This window comes from Hymenobacter sp. BT188 (genome assembly GCF_014333585.1).
Lineage (GTDB): Bacteria > Bacteroidota > Bacteroidia > Cytophagales > Hymenobacteraceae > Hymenobacter.
In genome coordinates this window covers 125,659-143,852 of sequence record NZ_JACSCW010000001.1, presented here as the reverse complement: position 1 = coordinate 143,852, position 18,194 = coordinate 125,659, and the positions used below count along the sequence as shown (strand labels likewise).

The following is an 18,194-nucleotide window of genomic DNA, read 5'->3' as shown; positions in this document are numbered from 1 at the left end:
TCGTCATGCCGCTCACCGCTGTTCGTCCACATATCAAACCCATGCTGCTACTGGCTTATCCAGTAATACTGAGCCAATTAGGCCACGTACTGGTAAACGTAGTTGATAGCGTGATAGTCGGCCAGACCGGCAAAGTGGCCCTTGCGGCTGTGTCGTTGAGCGTAAGCGTGAGCACCGTGGTAATGGTGCTGGGGCTGGGTTTATCCATGGGCATTACGCCTCTGGTTGCGGCCGCCGATGGCAAGCGTGATATGCCTTTATTGGGTCGGTTGCTTGTAAATGGCGTTCTGCTCAGTACTCTGGCTGGCGTGGGCTTAGCTGGTTTGGGGTTGGTAATTGCCCCCCAGCTTCGATACCTCAATCAGCCGGCGGAGGTAGTGGCGTTGGCCATGCCGTGGGTGCGCCTCATCTTCCTGTCGTTTCTGCCCCTGATGGTTTTTCAGGGTTTCAAACAATTTGCTGAGGGTTTGGGGCTCACGCGTCAGGCGATGTATCTGTCAGTAGGAGCCAATTTACTGAATGCCCTGTTGTGCTACATGTTCGTGTTTGGCAATCTTGGCGCACCGCAGATGGGCATGATTGGGGCAGCTTGGGCCACGCTCATTTCCCGTGTTCTGATGGCCATCCTGATGGCCACGTATGTGTTGCGCGCCGCCCGCTTACGCCCCTACCGCGAAGCAGCAGCTAGCGGGCTGGGCCTCCACGGTCCTACGCTGCGTCGTCTGCTGGGTTTGGGCTCTCCCATTGGCGTGCAGATGATGTTTGAGATGGGCGCGTTCAGCTTTTCGGCCATCATGATTGGCTGGTTGGGCACTACCAGCCTTGCCGCTCACCAAATTGCCATCAACGTAGCTTCGGCTACATACATGGCGGCCAGCGGTATTGCGGCGGCGGCGACCATTCGGGTGGGCAATATGCGCGGCCTCGGCGACGCGGAGGGCGCGCGGCAGGCTGGCTTTACCGCTTACGGCCTCACATTCCTATTTATGAGTCTGATGGCTTTGATTCTAATCATGGCTCGGGATTTCATTCCTTATTTCTACAACGACGATGCGGCCGTAGTGGCGCAGGCGGCTACACTGCTATTGATTGCGGCGCTGTTTCAAATTTCGGATGGCTTGCAGGTAGTTGGGTTGGGTGCGCTACGCGGGTTGGAGGACGTCAAAATTCCTTCGCTGGTCGCCTTGCTGGCTTATTGGGCCGTAGCATTGCCATTGGGTTACTGGCTTGGCTTTAAGCTGAATATGGGCGCCATCGGCATCTGGATAGGCTTGCTCACAGGCCTCACCCTGGTAGCTGGACTATTGCTATGGCGCTTCCGTCAGCATAGTGCGGTGCCAGTGCCAGCGGCCATGGCGGTGCATTAAGGCGAGGCTGGCATTATTTTTTAGCATGAACGTTTGCACGCAACCGTTAGCTAGCTGCGTTTATACCTCAGAACCGCCTTTCATTTCAAAAAAAGCCCCCCAGCCCCTCTCTTATGTTGCATGGCTTATCGCTTTCCTTTATTTCCTTTCTGTTGCCTTTCCTGACGGTTGTTAGCCCTCACCAAGCCACACCCGCAGCGCCGGCTGATGCACCCGGCACCATTATTTGGTCGGCGAACCGGCCGCTTACCTGGGCCGATTTTAAGAGCAAGCCTACCCCCGCCGACAGGCTAGCAGCCCTTACCTCAGCCACCATTGATGTAAAGGCGGGCTGCGTCGATTTCAAATTCACGTCTTCTGTGCAGGCCGTATTTGTACCTACCGAATCATGGGTGCGCGACTCGGCTACGGCAACACCTAACTTGCTGCGTCACGAGCAGATACACTTCAACATCACAGAATTGCACGCCCGGCGCATGCGCCAGAAAATAGCGCTGTTGAAGCTGGACTGCAAACGTCTGCAACCCGCTTTTAAGAACGCGACCAACGCTATTTTTACCGAGTGGCAAAAAGAAGAAGCGCGCTACGACCAGGAAACCAATCACGGTCTGAACCTGGACCGCCAGAAGTCCTGGGAGATTCAGGTGAAGCAGCGAATGGTCTTGCTGGAGCAGTACGCGTCCAAGCCTACCCCCACGAAATAGCTGTTTTTGCTACTTTTCGGGCATGGAAACATCTTTAGCCCCACTGACCTGGTCAGAGTTTGAGCGCGTGGATTTGCGCGTCGGCACCGTGTTGGAAGCCCGCACTTTTCCCGAAGCGCGCAAGCCTGCTTATCAATTGTTAATCGATTTTGGTCCTGAGATTGGCACCAAACGCTCTAGCGCTCAGATTACCCGCCATTATCAACCCAAGGACCTTGTTGGTCGGCAGGTGTTGTGCGTGGTTAATTTTCCGGTTAAGAAAATTGGCCCCTTCCGCTCGGAAGTACTGGTGACTGGCGCCGCCGACGAAAACGGCGACATTGTATTGGCCTCGTTGGCGGGCGCAGTACCCAATGGCAGCCGGTTAATTTAACTTACTGGCGACGCTTTGCTTGTTCGGCCTGATCTTTCGCCCCGAGCTTCGCTTCGCGGGCTGAAAGACTGTCAATTACGGCGCCGTAGATATTATCCAGATCTTTGTCGTGGATGGCATAGTAGCGGTAGCTGCGCTGGAAAATGGTATCGGTGACGTTGTAGCGGGTCATCAGCTGACGATGTAATTGGTTGTAGGCAGCGCGAGCCGAATCGGGGGGCAAAGCGGCAGCATCCACGCGGCTTTCGTTCAAATGCACGTCTATGAGCATGGCTACCATTTTGGCTTTAGGTAGCAACGGCTGTGGCGCCAAGGGCTCTTCGGGGCGCTGGCACTGCGTAAACGTCAGCGCTAGCAGCAGACTCAGGGTAGATAAAAGGGATGCAGGGAGCTTTTTCACAACGGCAAAGTTAGGAGGAACCCGTAGTTTAGCTGAAATGAATACCGTCGACCTCACTCCGCTCCAGCAACTCATACGTAAGCTTCGGCAGATGGAGATACGCATCATCAAGACAGTGGATGCGCAGTTGCAGGGCAATTTTCACTCCGTCTTTAAAGGCACGGGGCTTGAATTTGACGACGTGCGCCTCTACCAGTATGGCGATGAGGTGCGGGCCATCGACTGGGCTGTATCGAGCAAAGGACACGGCACCTTTGTGAAAACCTATAAGGAGGAACGCGAGCAATCGGTTCTCTTACTGCTGGATGTGAGTGCTTCGCAGCAAGTGGGCGCCGCTGGTCGGCGCAAGCTGGATGTGGGCCGCGAAATCTGTGGACTGCTGGCGCTGGCCGCTGCCCGTCAGGATGCGCAGCTTGGAATTCTCGCTTTTTCTGATCAAAAAGAGCTGTATTTGGCGCCTGGCAAAGGCATTCGGCACGCCTACAGCCTCATCAAGCGCTTATTTGAATTGACACCCCGCTCCCCGCGTACGGCAGTGGGCCCCGGCATTAAACAGGCGTTGGGCATGCTCAAGCGCCGTAGCATCGTATTGTTGATTTCGGATTTTATCGACACCAACTACGAGCGGGAGTTGACCATGCTAGCCCGCAAGCACGACCTGATTGTGCTACAGTTGCTCGATAAGCGTGAACGAGAATTTCCGCCCCTTGGCATTGTGCCGCTGCACGATCAGGAAACGGGCCGCACCATGTGGGTCAACACGTCGGCGGAGTCGTTTCGGGCGCGGTATCGGGCCACGTATGAGCAGAACCGTGAGCAAATCGGGCAGATTTGCCGGCGTCATCGGACTGAGTTTTTATCCATTGCCACCGATGCCGACTACGTAACGCAGTTGGCCAGCTTATTTCGGCGGCGCAATCAGCGGGGTGGGCGTGCGTAAGTTTTCAGTTAAAAAAAGCCCCCCAGTCGTTTGGTTACGGGGCAATGTGCAGTTGCTAGCACCCAGCATATGGCTGGTCTGGCTGCTGTTCCTTTCGTCAGGTGTGCAGGGCCAGGAATTGCCCCCCGAGCAGCCTAAGGGACGTTTTCTTCGCCAAACGGTGCGCGTGGGGGAAATCATTAGCTACGAGCTCACCTTCCGTCACGACCCTACACTTGAGGTTGTATTTCCTGACTCTACGGCCGAGTTTAAACCGTTCGAGTATGTGGGCAAGACCTTTCAGCCGACCCTCACCCGCCGCGGCCGCAGCTTCGACCGCACCGTGTATCAGCTCCGCACGTTCAGCCTCGACTCGCTACAGCGCCTGAGTCTGCCAGTGATGATTTTGCGCGGGCACGATACACTGACGGTCAACACTTCAGCTGCCAGTATTCGGCTGGTACGCACGGCGCCGGTGCCGGAAGTTATACCACCTACCACGCCTGTGCTGAAGCAGAACACGACTCTGCTTCCGGTAGATGTAGCGTTTAATTACCCGTTTTGGCTGGCTGGGCTGGGCATTGCAGTACTTGTGGGTGCGGGCTTATGGTTCGGGTTTGGCAGCTACTGGCGCCGCCGCTACCAGCTCTACAAGCTGCGCAAAAACCACGCGTACTTCCTGGCTCAGTATGCGCGCCACATCGAACGGTTTGAGTTGTCGCGCTCCCTCACCAATATGGAGCGTGCCATCACACTCTGGAAAAATTACCTCACAACCCTCGAAAACAACACCATCAACAGCCTCACCACGCGCGAGATTGTGGCTTATTATCAGAACGACGTGTCGGTGAGCCGCGCCCTACGCATTACGGACCGGTTGATTTACGGCAACCAGTTCAACGAAGACGACACGGAAACCAGCACCGCTTTCGACCTCCTGCGCGACTTTGCTGACAGGCGTTATACCTTGCTTAGCGGAGTTGCCGGAAGCTGATAGCATTGGGAGGCTTTTTGGGTAGTATTTAAGGATCAAAACCAATTATGATTGAACAGCTTTGGCAACGCTTTTTGGCTCCTATAATCGATGGGCTGCGCTATGCCACGCTGAGTAGCTACACTTGGCAGGAGCCGCGCCTGTTGTTGCTTATTCCGGCGCTGCCCTTGCTGTTTGGCTTGCGCTGGCTGCTGGTGCACAGGCGACGGCCGCAGCTTGGCGTTGCTTTCGTAGCCGGCCAGGCCCGGCGCGACTGGAGCGCTTTGCTCCGGTTTCTGCCCGATATCGTGCTAATGTTCAGCTTAGCTTTCGGCATAGTAGCCCTGGCGCGGCCCCAGCGCACAGATGAGCGCGTGGTACAAACCGGCGAGGGCATTGATATTCTGCTGGTTATGGATGTATCCGGCTCTATGGAGTTGCAGGATTTGCTTCCCAACCGGCTGGAGGCGGCCAAGCGAGTAGGCCGTGAGTTTATAGCCGGCCGCATCGGCGACCGGCTCGGCCTAGTGGTTTTTGCCGGCGATGCTTACTCCCTAGCTCCCCTAACTACCGATTACGATTTGCTGCGCGAAAGCCTCGACGGTCTGCGCCTGGGCATGATTGCCAACGACGGCACGGCCATCGGTACCGCCTTGGGTGTAGCCACCAACCGCCTGCGCGACTCCCGCAGCCGCACCAAGGTCATTATCCTTATTTCGGATGGCGAAAACACAGCCGGCAGCCTCGATCCGCTGACAGCCGCCCAATTGGCCTACGCATTTGGCCTCAAAATCTATACCGTAGGGCTGGGGCAAGATGGCACCGTGCCTTACGGCACTGACGAAACGGGCCGCGTGCGCTACGTCGAAACCCGCCTCGACGAGACAACCATGCGTCAAATTGCCGAGGCCGGCGAAGGTCAGTTTTTCCGCGCTACCGACAACGCCGGCCTGCGCCGGGTGTTTCGCCAAATCGATACGTTCGAAAAATCAGAAATTAAACAGACCCGTTTTCGCAATACCAAAGACTATTACCGCTTGTATCTGTTCTGCTGTATAGGTTTGTGGCTTGTTTGGCTAGGGTTAAAAAACACGTTTTTGACCAATGCCCTAGAGGACTAAACCAAAACTTGCACTGTCCAAAACGTATGTCATGCAGAGCAGTATTAATTGATAATTACTAATCGAAATAGGTGTCTATTGCTGAGAATTTCCATGCTTTTCAAAACGAGTTGCAGGGCACTAACTGCCGCCTGGTAGCCGTTACCAAAACGCATCCGGTAGAGCGTTTGCGCGAAGCGTATGATGCGGGCGCACGGCTTTTTGGCGAGAATAAAGTGCAGGAAATGGCCGCCAAGCAGCCCGATTTGCCCCCCGATGTGGAGTGGCATCTTATCGGCCATCTGCAAACGAACAAAGTGAAGTACATCGCCCCGTTTGTACATACCATTCAGAGCATTGATAGCCTGAAACTGCTGCTCGAAATTGAAAAGCAAGCCGCCAAGCACAACCGCGTTATCTGCGGATTGCTCCAGTTTCATATTGCCGCCGAAGAAACCAAGTCGGGGTTGAGCTTGCCTGAAGCGGAGGAAATCCTGCAATCGGATGCATTCCGCACCTTGCAGCACGTGCAGCTGACGGGTGTGATGGGCGTGGCGACTTTCACCAACGATGAGGCCCAGCTTCGCCACGAGTTTCGGGAGCTGCGGGGCTACTTTGAGCTGCTGAAGCAGCGGTATTTTGCCCCCCAGCCCATGTTTAGGGAAATCTCGATGGGCATGAGCGCCGATTATAAGCTGGCCATAGAAGAAGGCAGCACGCTTATTCGGGTAGGCAGCGCTATTTTTGGTGCCCGGCCGGCGCCGCAAGGGTAATGGCAAGCCTCTAGCTCAGTAACGCGCTCTACTGGTTCAAAAACCATTATCCCTCACACGACACAACTCATCCGATATACTATGACCGCTCGCATCATTCTACAAATCGCGGCTTTTCTTGGCGCTCTGGGCGTTGGCATTGGCGCCTTCGGGGCACATGGCTTGCGCAAGATGCTGGAAGAAACCGGCCGCTTCGATACATTTGAAACGGCCGTGCGCTATCAGTTTTTTCATACGCTGGCGCTGCTGGCCGTAGGTATTCTGCTGACCATGCGCCCCGACATTCGCGGATTGAGCTTAACCGCTTGGTTGTTTCTGGGGGGCATTTTACTGTTTAGCGGCTCGCTGTACACGCTCTGCTTTACCGGCATCACCAAAATGGGAGCCGTAGCGCCCATTGGTGGCCTGCTGCTGATTGCAGGCTGGCTGCGGCTGTTGCTGGCAGTGCGCCAGTTATAATCACAGGTTCTTTAGCTCACAAAAAAGCCCCCCAGACGCTTATACAGCATCTGGGGGGCTTTTTTGTGAGCTTTCTAGTTATGAAGACTTACGCTTCGCTTTGATTTTGCTGTCGCCAATCTTGGTTTTCTGCTTGGCCTCGCCTTCTCCGGTCGAAACGTCGGTTTTGGCGGGTATGGCTTCGGTGGTAGCAGTTGCGGCGTCTTTGATTTCACCTACCAAGGCTACCATCGTGTTGCCACCCGCTGAGTTCGACTCTACGGTGAGCACTTTATTCTGCATACCCATTTTGCCGGCGCTGTTGAACTTGGCCGTCACGGTACCCGATTTGCCGGGCATGATGGGCTCCTTCGTCCAATCGGGCACGGTGCAGCCGCAGGTAGTACCGATGTTCGCAATGACGAGCGGCGCAGTACCTATGTTCTTGAATTTGAACACGTGCTCTACGATATCGCCCTGCTTTACACTGCCGAAATCGTACTTCATTTCTTCAAACTGAATCTGCGGACCAGCTACTTTCTGCTGGGCGTTGGCCGGCTTTACGGCAGCCGTTTGGGCTTGGGCGGCGAAGCCAGCCAGCGAAAGCGACAAGGCCAAGACAAGTGCTTTTTTCATGAGTTGAAAGCTTAAAGTGTTGAGAGGTACAAATGTATGAGTTATCGATTTTAGATAATGGAGGCTTGACACAAATTGCTTGCCCCAAGTCAGCTAACAAAAATCAATACTTAATCGGCCAAGAGCTTACTATTGAAGTTAAGCAAAAATAACCGATCGGCGGCACGCGTGACGGCGGTATACAGCCAGCGGGCAAATTCGGCGTTCACCATGTCTTCTTTCAAAAATCCGTGGTCGACGAATACCGCCTGCCACTGTCCACCCTGCGCCTTGTGGCAGGTAAGGGCATAAGCGAATTTCACCTGCAAAGCGTTCAAATATGGGTCTTTGCGTAAAGCGGCGCTCTTTCCGCGCTTTGTGCCCAGGTGCGCATAATCGGCCGAAACGGTCTGATACAGGGCGTTGCTACGGTCGGCGGGCAAGGCCGGCGACTCGGTGTGCAGCGTATCCAGCATCAGCTTCACTTCTATTTCTTCCTCATCCGGGTAATCTACGAAGCGGATGCGAGCGTCGGCGAAACGGAAGCCAAACTCCTCCTGCCGCCGCACGATTTTACTCACCTGTACGAAGTCGCCATTGGCCAGAAAACCCATCTCGGAGTCTTTGGGCAGCCAGAAGTAATTGTTGCGCACCACCATGAGGTAGTCGCCAGCTTCTATTTCCTCCTCAGCTCCAAACAGCGCGTGCCGAATGTGCTGGTTATACATGTTTGCGTTCTTGTTGGAACGGCAAATAATGGTGGTGTTTTCGTGGCCGAAGTTTTTGTAGGCCCACCGCAGCCCATCTTCCAGCTTTTCGCCCCCCACCGGAAAAATATCGGAGTAGCCGCGGGTGTGAAACTGGATGTGGGGCTTTTCCTCCCGCAACTCTTCGCGCAGGATAGTCGCATTCACCAGAATCCCCGATTCTTCGGCCTGACGCATTACCTGACGAAGCTCCACCGAATCGACTTTAGCGCGGAAGCGCGCCGCCAGCAATTCGGGGTCGAGGGCGGGACTGAGCAGCTGGCCTACGGGCGGCAGCTGGGCGGTGTCGCCAATAAGCAGCAGGCGGTTGGTAGGCTTTTCGAATACATAGCCCAGCAAGTCGTCGAGCAGGCCATTTTCGCCAAAGGCTTTTTCGTCGGAAATCATGGAGGCCTCATCCACGATGTACAGCGTATCGGCGGTGCGGTTGGGCTGGCGCTGAAAGCTCAGGCTTTCGGAGGGAGAACCGGAGGTTTGGCGGTAAATCTTCTTGTGAATAGTGCTGGCCGCCACGCCTGAGTAAGCGCTCATCACCTTGGCAGCGCGGCCCGTAGGAGCCATCAGCGTGTATTTGCGACCCAGCTGATGCAGCCATTGCACCAAGGCACTGACCACGGTAGTTTTACCCGTACCAGCATAGCCGCGCAGCACGAATACCTTACGACCAGGCAGGTCATCTTTCAGAAACTCATCGAGCTGACGGAAAAGCTGCGCCTGGTCCTGGGTAGGTTCGTAGGGAAAATAATCGCGGACAGAAGGCGTGCGGACGGTAAGCATAGTCTAATTAGAAACAGAAATTTTAGAACGTCATGCAGAGGCGAAGCATCTACCGTGCTGTTGTTGGGCTACTAATCCCACTAAACACGCCAGATGCTTCACTGCGTTCTGCATGACACTTTATCTGTAAACTGTTTATGGTCGAACGGCGTTTTATTGGGGTTCTATCACTGCCATCGTTGCCGTGGCCTTGGCAATCAGCACGTCGTCGCACCACACTTCGGCTTCGCAAAAGTGTAGGCGGCGGCCGGCTTTTAGCACCCAGCCTTTGGCCACTATTTTTTTACCCACGCCCGGATTCAGGTAAGACACTTTCAGGTCGGCCGTCACCATGCCGTAGTTATCCGGAATGAGCGTAACGCCTGCAAAGCCCGCTACCAGGTCGGCCATGGTGGCAATAACGCCGCCATGCACGAAGCCGCGCTGCTGCTGATGCTTGAGTTCGAGCGGTAGCTCGGCTTCGACGCGGCCCGGTTCAATGAGCGTGAGGTCGGCACCGATATGGTGCATAAACTGTTGACGGGTGAGCTTTTGCCGGATTCGGGCGACTAAATCGGGCGCTAGGGCGGAGTTTTGCGTAGGAGGCATCAATAGCCAAAGATACCGCCTTTTGTGCGGCCCCACCAACCGAATTATGCCCCCCGAATCCCACCCCGATTTGCTCAACGCTTACAATGGCCAAGTACGCGTGCGCGTTTGCGGCCTGCTCGTGCACCAAGGCGCCATCTTGCTTACTGCCCACCGCGGAATGCTACCCAATACTGCTCTCTTTTGGTCGCCGCCGGGCGGGGGCTGGCATTTTGGCGAGTCGGTGAAGGAATGCTTGATTCGGGAGTTTAAGGAAGAAACCGGGTTAGATATTAAAGTAGGGCGCTTTTTACACCTTCATGAGTTTCGGCGCGACGACCTGCAGGCGTTGGAGCTGTTCTTTGAGGTAAAACCCGTAGATGCCGCGGCCCTTCCCAAGCTCGGCTCCGACCCAGAACATGCCGCAGATGCACAACTGCTTACGCAGCTGGCTTTTCACACGCCCCGGCAGCTGGTAGGAATGCCTCTTCCCCAGGTTCACCCCATTCTCCACCAAATTATCAGCCCTGATGACATCTACATTCCGAATATCCAGTTCAAATAATAACCTGTAAGTTTTACTAAAAAAGCCCCCCAGCGTAGTGTGCTGGGGGGCTTTTTTAGTAGTCAGCTTTGTCGTTAACCAATTGATTTTCAGACGATTATTTCTTTGATCAGTTATCTTTTTAGCTGCGTAGCCATTGGCTTCTTACCTTTAGCAGCCTACCTGGCACTTATTGCCCTTTCTGCCGTGTCCGCTTCCTCTTCTACTTTTTCCTCTTCGTCGCCTACTTCCCTACTTGATCTGCGCGACGAAACCTTCGATGCTGCCCAACTAGGCACTTACAATCTTTACCTTACAGCAGGGCCCGCGGGCTTGCGCGTAGGTGTGGCCGATGTGCGCCGCAATAAGTTTGTGGTGTTGGAAGAATACTCGGCGCCCTCTGCCACCTCGCTGGCCGGACAATTCCGCACCTTGGCTGCCCAACACGATCTGGTAGGTCAGGCGGGCTGGAACCACGTTCGGCTGGCGGTCCAGAACCGTCATTTCACGCAATTGCCCCAGCCCCTTTTCCGGGCCGGCGACGAAAGCCGTTACCTGCAATTGCACCATGCCTTCGATCCGGGCCACGAAACGGTGCATCACTACACGCATCCTGGTTTGGAGATGGTGAGTGTATTTGCGGTCGAAAAGGCGCTTGCTGACTGGTTCCGCAGCGTGTATCCTACTGGTCGCCTCATCCACCAAACCAGCGCTTTGCTCGAAGGCGTAGTACACCAGAGTCAGCAAGCTACACCTCGCCGCCTGTATCTGAGCATTGGCCATCAGGAGGTTACGATTGTGGCCGTACGGGGCAAGCGTCCGGAGTTTTGCAACACATTTGCCTTCACTACGGCCGAAGACCTCATTTACTACACTATCTTGGTGATGCAGGAACTCCAACTCAATCCTGATCAGGACCCGGTGGTGCTGTGGGGCGATTTAATGCATCACTCCGAGTTATTTACTATTCTTCGCAAGTACATTCGCCACCTCAAGTTTGGCAATCGCCCGCTGGATTTGTCGTACAGCTATCGTTTGAATGAGGTGTTTGAGTACCGCTATTTCGAGTTGTACAGCCTGCATCTTTGCGAGTAAAGCAGATTGCCCGCTTACTTATTCTGCGCAAGCACAAACCCTCAATACCGTATGAAAACCCGCGTTGCCTTGTTTCCTGGCTCATTTGACCCGTTTACCAATGGTCACCTTGATGTAGTGCGCCGGGGTGCAAATTTGTTCGACGAGGTTATTATTGCCATTGGCAACAACAGCAGCAAAAGCCGCTACCTGCCCGTGGAGCAAATGGTAACGATGATAGAGGAAGTTTTTCGGGATGAGCCGCGCGTGTCTGTACGATCCTATAAGGGATTAACGGCTGACTTCGCCCGTGAGGTAAGTGCTCGCTACCTGTTGCGTGGGCTGCGCAACACCACAGATTTTGAGTACGAGAATACGATTGCCCAGGCCAATCGCCACCTGAATCCGGAACTGGAGACCGTCTTTCTGATTACAGCGCCTGCCTTAGCCGCCATCAGCAGCACCATCATCCGGGAGGTTCACCGCTTTGGTGGCAATGTAGACAGCTTTGTACCCTTCAAATTGCCGGCCTACGCAGCTTCCACCGGCTCCTAGCGGCGCTTAATTACCCGTACGCCCAATAACTCGGTGGCTGCCTCAGGGGCAAATACCGGCAGCACGATGTAAGAGGGCGCCGTCAGGATCAGGTTACCGCGCTGCATGAGTTCCTCCTCATTATTGCCGGTCATCACGATATCGCGCACTTTACGAGTGCGGGCGTTGAAAGTAACAATGAGCGTAACGCCGCTTTTCTCAAACGTGTTTATCCAGCCTTCATCTTTTATGCGAAGCGACCTAGTTTTCCGTAGCTTAGGTTGGGCAGCAGGCGGTTCCACTTGCGTTTCGCGCGGTGCGCCAAGGTGTTGGCGAACTTCCTCAATCGAATAGCCAACTAAAGAAGGTAAGTCTACGGCCACCGGCACCGTAACGGGAGGCGCTACCGCGGTGGGGGGCGTTTTTTCACTCGGTGACTGCGAGCGGGTGCATGCCCCCGCACTCAGGACCAGCACTGCAAAAACAAACGAGTAAAATAAACGCATAGGCTCCCACGTAGCGAAGATGCTACTTCGCGGGAGCTTCTTCGGCAGAGGTCGTGCCAACCTTTTCGCTCAGGTAGTGCCGCACGACTAAAGTGATAGATGCATACGATTCCGAAAGGACTGCCAGCGCCTCCTGAGGCGTCATCCAGCGCACTTCCTCGATGTATTCCTCAGCCTGGGGCTTGATGAGCGAATCATCGAGGCATCTCATCACGTACCAGTTCGTCTTCTTCAGAATTTTATTGCCATTGTAGGCGTAAGAGTGCCAGGTGCTGGGCAATTCCTCGCCTAACTCAACTTTTACGTTGCACTCCTCCTCTACTTCGCGCAAGGCGCCCAAAGCCGGATCTTCATCCTTTTTAAGTTTGCCTTTGGGCAAATCCCACTTACCAAGCCGGTAGATCATCAGCACCATACCATCCTTCACTACCAAGCCCCCGGCCGCTTTCACAATACGGAACTGGTCTTTAAGATGCAGAATGAGGCGCTTTTTTTTGCGGGCCAACAACGTCAGCGAGGTCAGCTTTTTCAGCTTTTTCACTTCCATCAGCCGCAATAACCGATCGACGAAAACGTCGGTTACGTCGCGTATCAGCACGTCGCCTACCAGATCCTTGGAGATAAACTCATCTTCCGCGTTCAGAATCAGGTCGTAGCGGTGCTTGTATACTTTCTCGCTGTTCTTCTTGATGATCAGCGGAATGTCGTTGATGAACACATTCATCGGGGCAATATGAAGAGAGGGCGGAAAGAGAAAATCAGGCAAAGCTTGCCGTAAAACACCGGATAAATATTCGCAAACGAAAATTACTTAACGGATGGGCAAGATACGAGGTAGTACGTTTAAGAGTTAGTGAACATCATTGTTTCAACTAGTATAGTTGATTTCTGAGCCGTATTCAACGTTTTATGTGTTTTGCACTCTCTTACCTCCTACCCTATTCCTGCTTTGAATGAAGAAAATCGGCTTGCTATCAGATACCCACAGCTACCTCGACGAGCGCATTTGCCACCATCTCACCGGCCGCGACGAAATATGGCACGCCGGCGACTTCGGAACTGCTGCTGTAGCGGAGGAGCTGGCAGAAATTGCCCCCCTACGCGGCGTCTACGGCAACATTGATGGCCAGGATGTACGCCGCACCCAACCTTTGGTCCAGTCGTTTGAGATAGAGGGCTTGCACGTGCTCATGACGCATATTGGTGGGTATCCAGGTCACTATAGCCCGGCGGCCCGGCCACTACTTGCCCAAGAGCGTCCGGGCTTGTTTATCAGCGGTCATTCGCATATTCTCAAAGTAATGCCCGATCCGAAACTGGCATTATTACACCTAAATCCGGGCGCTGCGGGACGACATGGCTTTCACAAAGTGCGTACGCTGCTGCTATTTGAGGTGCTGGGGGGCAAAATTCAAAAGCTACAAGTGGTAGAATTAGGACCAAAATAAATATTTTCTTCAACTAAATCTGCAACAAAAAAGCGTCTTTCCCTTGCGAGAAAGACGCTTTTCGTAAATTATTGAGCCAACCGACACCGGTGGCAGGCCGATTTAGAGGGCAATTTCAGGCTTCGGCTTGTCGCCTTCCTGGCCGTCTTCGTTTACTGGTTTGGTTACAGCTTCAGCCTCGTCGAAGCCTTCAGTACCGGTCTGATTGGCTTCTATCGATTGGGTAGGAGCTGACTGAGATGCAGCATCGGCAGCATTAGCGTCAGCCTGCTTTTGCGAGCGGGCAGCGGCTTTTTCAGCCTTCGTTGCAGATTGGGCAGGGGCAGCGCCGCCATTGAAGCTGGCTTTCAGCTCTTCGATGTCCACGTTCTTCAGAACGGGCGTGAGAAGTAGCTGCTTAATGATACGCTGCTTGTTATTTTGGCGCGCAATGTTCTTGCGGTGCTTACGCTTCAGTCGGGTGACGCTCATATCCGGGTCGGTTAAAGTCGATTTGTAAAGGAGGGGCAAAAGTAAGTCTTATTTTTGAATCCTGAAACCATCGTTTGTATATCTGTATTCTCACGCCCAAGCCCTATGTCTGAACCTATTATCGATTTGCGCTCCGATACCGTCACCCGTCCGACGCCAGCCATGCTGGAGGCCATGTTCCGCGCTCCGGTCGGCGACGATGTGTACGAAGAAGACCCAACAGTGCGGGAGCTAGAAGCAACCGCCGCCGCCCAGTTTGGCCTGGAAGCCGGCTTATTTTGCCCTTCTGGCACCATGACCAACCAGATTGCTATCAAAGCGCAGACGGAGCCCTTAGCTGAGGTTATCTGCGAGCAGACCGCCCACGTCTATCTGTGGGAAGTGGGTGGCATTGCTTTTCACTCGGGTGCTTCAACGGCTCTGCTTCCCGGCGACCGGGGCCGCATCTCCGCCGCCCAGGTAGAGGCGGCCATTCGTCCTGCCAATAACGTGCACTACCCAGATACCCGCCTTGTGTGCCTCGAAAATACCAGTAACCGCGGCGGCGGCAGCTGTTACTCCATGGAAAGCATCCAGCAAATAGCGGAAGTGACGCGTCGCCATGGCTTGAGTTTGCACTTGGATGGCGCCCGCGTTTATAACGCTTTGGTAGCCACTGGCCAATCGGCGCAGGAATACGGCGAGTACTTTGATTCTATCTCGGTGTGCTTGTCGAAAGGCTTGGGGGCACCGGTTGGCTCCGTGCTTCTAGGTAGTAAAGCACTAATACAAAAGTCGAAGCGCATTCGGAAGGTGATGGGCGGCGGAATGCGGCAGGCGGGCTATCTGGCAGCAGCTGGATTGTATGCACTAGAGCATAACGTAGCGCGCCTAGCCGATGACCATCGTCGCGCCCGCCAGCTGAGTGCAGTTCTTCAAAGCCAGCCCTATGTAGCCGAAGTGCTGCCCGTCGAAACCAACCTGCTCATCTTCCGGCTGGCCGATGACATGTCTTCTAAAGCCTTTTTGGAGCATCTGGAAGAGCAAAATATTCGGGCGTCATCATTTGGGCCTCAAATGATTCGCTTCGTAACTCACCTCGATATCGACGATGCTATGGTGGCTCGGGTAGAAGCAGCATTAGCTTCGGTGCCTGTAGCATCAGTCAGCGCTTAGGCTTCCTTCACTAGCTCGGGTTTGCCGGCTGTTGCGGCCACCATATCTGGGCGCGGACGAAGCAGAAAAATACCGACTAGAGCAGAAAGTACAGAGCCTAAAATGACGGCTAGCTTGGCTAGGTCAATGCGGCTGGCATCGGAGAAAGAAAGGTTGGCGATAAATATTGCCATCGTGAAGCCGATGCCAGCCGTAAAGCCTAGTCCCAGCAAGCGCCGCCAGTTCACGTTAGCCGGCAAAGAAGCCATTCCTATTTTAATCATGAGCCAGCAGGCGCCAAAAATACCGATGGGTTTGCCCAGAAGCAGCCCCAGCGCGATACCCAAGCTCAACGGCGAGGTTAATTCACGCAGCGTATCAACGGAGAGAATAATGGCCGTATTGGCCAAGGCAAACACAGGCAGAATAATATAGCTAACGGGCTTTTGCAGGGCGTGCTCAATTCGCTCAATAGCATCGGTAGGAATGGTGAGCGCGAGCAATACCCCTGCAATGGTAGCATGTACCCCCGATTTCAGCACGCAATACCACAAGGCTAGGCCAAGCAAAAAGTACAGCGGCAACCAGCCTATTTTCAGCCAATTGAGTGCGACCAGAACCGCTAATATGCCTGCGCTACCTAGCAAGTAGGTCATATTCAGATCAGCGGTATAGAAAATAGCGATAATCACGACTGCCATCAAATCATCAATAATAGCCAGCGCCGTCAGGAAAATGCGTAGGCTAAATGGTACCCGATCCCCGAGCAGAGACAGAATACCCAGCGAAAAAGCAATGTCGGTGGCCGTGGGCACAGCCCAGCCGTGCGTCAGGTCGGTGCCCGTGGTAAATAATAAATAGATGAGTGCTGGCGCTGTGACGCCACCCACGGCCGCTACTACCGGCAATAGGGCCGCCCGCAAATTGGTTAGCTCACCATAGAGCACTTCGCGCTTGATTTCCAGTCCTACCAAAAAGAAAAAGATGACCATTAACCCATCATTTATCCAATGGGACACGGTTTTTTCAAGCGGAGCAATACCTATGTGCGCTTCCCACAGGCGCAAATAGCTTTCGCCCCAAGCTGAATTGCTGATCGCCAGCGAAAATACCGTAGCCAACAGCAACAGTAGGCCCGAAAGCTTTCCACTGTCTGATAATTCGCGGATGGGACTAATAACTCTTCGGTATAATGTGGGCATTCGAGTAGTGTTAAGTCTTGGGCAAAAGAACAGTACGAGTGGGGGACAAATTTACGGCTCTTACCAACGATAACTAAAAAACAGGCGACCTTGGGCACGTTCGGGCCAGGTGCCGGCCTTCTATTTTCGTTTATCGCTGCGCATGAAGCTCTATAATGTATTTGCCGTTTTGATGGTGGTAGCCGCCTCTTTTGCCTACCTCAATCACCGGTTTTTGCGGCTGCCATCCACGATTGGCCTGATGGTATTGGCATTGGTTTCGTCGCTGCTGGTTGTTGTGCTGGGGCACCTGGGAGTGAGCAGCGTGCTTACCATAGTGGAGTTGGTTCGCAGCGTCGATTTCAACACCATCCTCATGCAGGTGATGCTTAGCTTTCTGCTTTTTGCGGGTGCCATTCACGTGGATGCACAGAGTTTGGGCGAGGAGCGGGTACCGATATTTGCCCTAGCCACCGTGGGCATGCTCATCTCCGCCCTACTGGTAGGCGGCACAATGTATCTGCTACTTCCGCTGTTCGGGCTGACCATCAATTTTATTTACTGCCTACTGTTTGGGGCCCTCATTGCCCCTACCGACCCCATTGCCGTGCTTGGTATCCTGAAGCAGGCCCGTATTCCCAAGAGTCTGGAAGTTAAGGTCGTGGGCGAGTCCTTATTCAACGACGGCGTTGCCGTGGTTGTTTTTGTGAGCTTATTTCAGGTTGCTCAGGTGGGCTGGGAGGAGCTAGGGCCGAGCGGCGTAGCCCTTTTGTTTCTACAGGAGGCTGTGGGGGGCATTTTGCTGGGCGCACTACTCGGCTATGGCGGTTACCGCCTGCTCCGATCCATCGACAACTACAAAGTGGAGGTACTGATTACCTTGGCGCTGGTAACAGGCGGCACGGCCTTAGCAGCAGCGCTGCACACTTCCGGGCCGCTGGCTATCGTTGTGGGTGGCCTTATTATTGGACAGCAGGGCCGTTCACTGGGCATGTCGGATATAACCCGCGAGTACGTGGATAAATTCTGGGAAATCATTGATGAGATTCTCAACGCTGTGCTTTTTGTGCTCATTGGCCTTGAGATATTGGTTGTGGAAATCGGCACTACCGATTTGCTGGTGGGCGCCGTAGCTATTGTGGTGGTATTGCTGGCCCGTTTCGTTGCCGTATCTCTGCCCCTAAGCGTTCTGCGCCTCCGCCGCAGCTTCACCCAGCATTCCGTCAAGATTCTGACCTGGGGAGGGTTGCGGGGAGGCATTTCTGTGGCCCTGGCGCTATCATTGCCCCCTAGCCCTGCCCGCGACCTTATTGTGGGCATCACTTATGTGGTGGTTATTTTCTCTATTATCGTACAGGGCCTCACCATCGGACCACTGGTAAAACGCCTGGGCTTAAGTATCTCGGAAGTACCGGCAGAAGAACAAGACAACAACTAGGGTTTGTGCTACTTTTGCTCACCCATTCCGCGAAGCTCCCTCTGTGGTTCATCAGCGTGTATGCGGATGGCCTCACGGAGGCCTATTTTTG

At 54.1% G+C, this 18,194-nt stretch carries 22 protein-coding genes; 14 read left to right on the top strand and 8 right to left on the bottom strand.

Annotation, left to right across the window (positions count from 1 at the left end):
• Window positions 1–5 precede the first annotated feature (5 nt).
• The 3 genes from H8B13_RS00625 (at window position 6) to H8B13_RS00615 (ending at window position 2,444) form a co-directional block, all read left to right on the top strand.
• On the top strand, window positions 6–1,367 hold the full coding sequence (locus H8B13_RS00625) for an MATE family efflux transporter (protein WP_187308907.1): 1,362 nt from the start codon (window positions 6–8) through the stop codon (window positions 1,365–1,367).
• Window positions 1,368–1,480: 113 nt separating this feature from the next.
• Window positions 1,481–2,071 carry a DUF922 domain-containing protein gene (locus tag H8B13_RS00620; RefSeq protein ID WP_187308906.1) on the top strand — a complete coding sequence of 197 codons (591 nt, stop codon included), beginning with the start codon at window positions 1,481–1,483 and terminating at the stop codon, window positions 2,069–2,071.
• A gap of 22 nt (window positions 2,072–2,093) precedes the next feature.
• A complete protein-coding gene (locus H8B13_RS00615; protein ID WP_187308905.1) occupies window positions 2,094–2,444 on the top strand; it encodes a tRNA-binding protein in 351 nt (116 codons plus the stop codon).
• A 1-nt stretch (window position 2,445) separates the two neighbouring features.
• On the opposite strand, the gene H8B13_RS00610 is transcribed toward H8B13_RS00615, so the two are convergent.
• Complete coding sequence (locus tag H8B13_RS00610) at window positions 2,446–2,844, bottom strand: DUF4296 domain-containing protein (protein WP_187308904.1); 399 nt, start codon at window positions 2,842–2,844, stop codon at window positions 2,446–2,448.
• A gap of 37 nt (window positions 2,845–2,881) precedes the next feature.
• On the opposite strand from H8B13_RS00610, the gene H8B13_RS00605 reads away from it, so the two are divergent.
• The 5 genes from H8B13_RS00605 (at window position 2,882) to H8B13_RS00585 (ending at window position 7,068) form a co-directional block, all read left to right on the top strand.
• Window positions 2,882–3,784: a DUF58 domain-containing protein gene (locus H8B13_RS00605; protein WP_187308903.1), complete on the top strand. Its 903-nt coding sequence runs from the start codon at window positions 2,882–2,884 to the stop codon at window positions 3,782–3,784.
• Window positions 3,785–3,830: 46 nt separating this feature from the next.
• A complete protein-coding gene (locus H8B13_RS00600; protein WP_187308902.1) occupies window positions 3,831–4,757 on the top strand; it encodes a hypothetical protein in 927 nt (308 codons plus the stop codon).
• 47 nt (window positions 4,758–4,804) lie between these two features.
• Window positions 4,805–5,857 carry a vWA domain-containing protein gene (locus H8B13_RS00595; RefSeq protein ID WP_187308901.1) on the top strand — a complete coding sequence of 351 codons (1,053 nt, stop codon included), beginning with the start codon at window positions 4,805–4,807 and terminating at the stop codon, window positions 5,855–5,857.
• A gap of 71 nt (window positions 5,858–5,928) precedes the next feature.
• Window positions 5,929–6,609 (top strand): YggS family pyridoxal phosphate-dependent enzyme, encoded by a 681-nt coding sequence (locus tag H8B13_RS00590; RefSeq protein WP_187308900.1) that lies wholly within the window; start codon window positions 5,929–5,931, stop codon window positions 6,607–6,609.
• Between the two features lie 81 nt (window positions 6,610–6,690).
• Window positions 6,691–7,068: a DUF423 domain-containing protein gene (locus H8B13_RS00585; protein WP_187308899.1), complete on the top strand. Its 378-nt coding sequence runs from the start codon at window positions 6,691–6,693 to the stop codon at window positions 7,066–7,068.
• A gap of 78 nt (window positions 7,069–7,146) precedes the next feature.
• Here the strand turns inward: H8B13_RS00585 and H8B13_RS00580 are convergent, their stop codons facing one another.
• The 3 genes from H8B13_RS00580 to H8B13_RS00570 form a co-directional block, all read right to left on the bottom strand.
• The gene (locus H8B13_RS00580) at window positions 7,147–7,683 is read right to left on the bottom strand and encodes a DUF1573 domain-containing protein (RefSeq protein WP_187308898.1); all 537 of its coding nucleotides are present in this window, start codon (window positions 7,681–7,683) and stop codon (window positions 7,147–7,149) included.
• Window positions 7,684–7,793: 110 nt separating this feature from the next.
• Entirely contained in the window at window positions 7,794–9,206 is a 1,413-nt protein-coding gene (locus H8B13_RS00575; RefSeq protein ID WP_187308897.1) for an ATP-dependent RecD-like DNA helicase, read from the bottom strand.
• A 153-nt stretch (window positions 9,207–9,359) separates the two neighbouring features.
• A complete protein-coding gene (locus H8B13_RS00570) occupies window positions 9,360–9,794 on the bottom strand; it encodes a PaaI family thioesterase (RefSeq protein ID WP_187308896.1) in 435 nt (144 codons plus the stop codon).
• 46 nt (window positions 9,795–9,840) lie between these two features.
• Between H8B13_RS00570 and H8B13_RS00565 the strand changes: the two genes are divergently transcribed.
• From H8B13_RS00565 to coaD, 3 genes are all read left to right on the top strand, one after another.
• A complete protein-coding gene (locus H8B13_RS00565) occupies window positions 9,841–10,338 on the top strand; it encodes an NUDIX domain-containing protein (RefSeq protein ID WP_187308895.1) in 498 nt (165 codons plus the stop codon).
• 186 nt (window positions 10,339–10,524) lie between these two features.
• Window positions 10,525–11,412, top strand: coding sequence for a DUF3822 family protein (locus tag H8B13_RS00560; RefSeq protein WP_187308894.1), 888 nt, complete (start codon window positions 10,525–10,527; stop codon window positions 11,410–11,412).
• Between the two features lie 51 nt (window positions 11,413–11,463).
• The gene (gene coaD / locus H8B13_RS00555) at window positions 11,464–11,946 is read left to right on the top strand and encodes a pantetheine-phosphate adenylyltransferase (RefSeq protein WP_187308893.1); all 483 of its coding nucleotides are present in this window, start codon (window positions 11,464–11,466) and stop codon (window positions 11,944–11,946) included.
• Here the strand turns inward: coaD and H8B13_RS00550 are convergent.
• Both H8B13_RS00550 and H8B13_RS00545 read right to left on the bottom strand, forming a co-directional pair.
• On the bottom strand, window positions 11,943–12,431 hold the full coding sequence (locus H8B13_RS00550; RefSeq protein ID WP_187308892.1) for a hypothetical protein: 489 nt from the start codon (window positions 12,429–12,431) through the stop codon (window positions 11,943–11,945). The genes coaD and H8B13_RS00550 overlap by 4 nt on opposite strands.
• A 22-nt stretch (window positions 12,432–12,453) precedes the next feature.
• On the bottom strand, window positions 12,454–13,197 hold the full coding sequence (locus tag H8B13_RS00545; RefSeq protein ID WP_261990170.1) for an NUDIX hydrolase: 744 nt from the start codon (window positions 13,195–13,197) through the stop codon (window positions 12,454–12,456).
• Window positions 13,198–13,384: 187 nt separating this feature from the next.
• On the opposite strand from H8B13_RS00545, the gene H8B13_RS00540 reads away from it, so the two are divergent.
• Entirely contained in the window at window positions 13,385–13,879 is a 495-nt protein-coding gene (locus H8B13_RS00540; RefSeq protein ID WP_187308891.1) for a metallophosphoesterase family protein, read from the top strand.
• Window positions 13,880–13,981: 102 nt separating this feature from the next.
• On the opposite strand, the gene H8B13_RS00535 is transcribed toward H8B13_RS00540, so the two are convergent.
• Window positions 13,982–14,350, bottom strand: coding sequence for a hypothetical protein (locus H8B13_RS00535; RefSeq protein WP_187309573.1), 369 nt, complete (start codon window positions 14,348–14,350; stop codon window positions 13,982–13,984).
• A 105-nt stretch (window positions 14,351–14,455) separates the two neighbouring features.
• On the opposite strand from H8B13_RS00535, the gene H8B13_RS00530 reads away from it, so the two are divergent.
• The gene (locus tag H8B13_RS00530; RefSeq protein WP_187308890.1) at window positions 14,456–15,505 is read left to right on the top strand and encodes a threonine aldolase family protein; all 1,050 of its coding nucleotides are present in this window, start codon (window positions 14,456–14,458) and stop codon (window positions 15,503–15,505) included.
• Here the strand turns inward: H8B13_RS00530 and nhaA are convergent.
• On the bottom strand, window positions 15,502–16,686 hold the full coding sequence (gene nhaA, locus H8B13_RS00525; protein WP_187308889.1) for a Na+/H+ antiporter NhaA: 1,185 nt from the start codon (window positions 16,684–16,686) through the stop codon (window positions 15,502–15,504). The two genes, H8B13_RS00530 and nhaA, sit on opposite strands and share 4 nt — an antisense overlap.
• Before the next feature lie 142 nt (window positions 16,687–16,828).
• Between nhaA and H8B13_RS00520 the strand changes: the two genes are divergently transcribed.
• Window positions 16,829–18,103, top strand: a complete 1,275-nt coding sequence (locus H8B13_RS00520) for a cation:proton antiporter (RefSeq protein ID WP_187308888.1) — start codon at window positions 16,829–16,831, stop codon at window positions 18,101–18,103.
• Window positions 18,104–18,194 lie beyond the last annotated feature (91 nt).

What these genes read in the sequence shown, in the direction of transcription:
- H8B13_RS00520 (WP_187308888.1), top strand. Translation starts at nt 16,829, where the DNA reads ATGAAGCTCTATAATGTATTTGCCGTTTTGATGGTGGTAGCCGCCTCT.
- H8B13_RS00615 (WP_187308905.1), top strand. Translation starts at nt 2,094, where the DNA reads ATGGAAACATCTTTAGCCCCACTGACCTGGTCAGAGTTTGAGCGCGTG.
- H8B13_RS00605 (WP_187308903.1), top strand. Translation starts at nt 2,882, where the DNA reads ATGAATACCGTCGACCTCACTCCGCTCCAGCAACTCATACGTAAGCTT.
- coaD (WP_187308893.1), top strand. Translation starts at nt 11,464, where the DNA reads ATGAAAACCCGCGTTGCCTTGTTTCCTGGCTCATTTGACCCGTTTACC.
- H8B13_RS00570 (WP_187308896.1), bottom strand. Translation starts at nt 9,794, where the DNA reads ATGCCTCCTACGCAAAACTCCGCCCTAGCGCCCGATTTAGTCGCCCGA.
- H8B13_RS00625 (WP_187308907.1), top strand. Translation starts at nt 6, where the DNA reads ATGCCGCTCACCGCTGTTCGTCCACATATCAAACCCATGCTGCTACTG.
- nhaA (WP_187308889.1), bottom strand. Translation starts at nt 16,686, where the DNA reads ATGCCCACATTATACCGAAGAGTTATTAGTCCCATCCGCGAATTATCA.
- H8B13_RS00585 (WP_187308899.1), top strand. Translation starts at nt 6,691, where the DNA reads ATGACCGCTCGCATCATTCTACAAATCGCGGCTTTTCTTGGCGCTCTG.
- H8B13_RS00535 (WP_187309573.1), bottom strand. Translation starts at nt 14,350, where the DNA reads ATGAGCGTCACCCGACTGAAGCGTAAGCACCGCAAGAACATTGCGCGC.
- H8B13_RS00575 (WP_187308897.1), bottom strand. Translation starts at nt 9,206, where the DNA reads ATGCTTACCGTCCGCACGCCTTCTGTCCGCGATTATTTTCCCTACGAA.
- H8B13_RS00580 (WP_187308898.1), bottom strand. Translation starts at nt 7,683, where the DNA reads ATGAAAAAAGCACTTGTCTTGGCCTTGTCGCTTTCGCTGGCTGGCTTC.
- H8B13_RS00530 (WP_187308890.1), top strand. Translation starts at nt 14,456, where the DNA reads ATGTCTGAACCTATTATCGATTTGCGCTCCGATACCGTCACCCGTCCG.
- H8B13_RS00550 (WP_187308892.1), bottom strand. Translation starts at nt 12,431, where the DNA reads ATGCGTTTATTTTACTCGTTTGTTTTTGCAGTGCTGGTCCTGAGTGCG.
- H8B13_RS00565 (WP_187308895.1), top strand. Translation starts at nt 9,841, where the DNA reads ATGCCCCCCGAATCCCACCCCGATTTGCTCAACGCTTACAATGGCCAA.
- H8B13_RS00620 (WP_187308906.1), top strand. Translation starts at nt 1,481, where the DNA reads ATGTTGCATGGCTTATCGCTTTCCTTTATTTCCTTTCTGTTGCCTTTC.
- H8B13_RS00595 (WP_187308901.1), top strand. Translation starts at nt 4,805, where the DNA reads ATGATTGAACAGCTTTGGCAACGCTTTTTGGCTCCTATAATCGATGGG.
- H8B13_RS00540 (WP_187308891.1), top strand. Translation starts at nt 13,385, where the DNA reads ATGAAGAAAATCGGCTTGCTATCAGATACCCACAGCTACCTCGACGAG.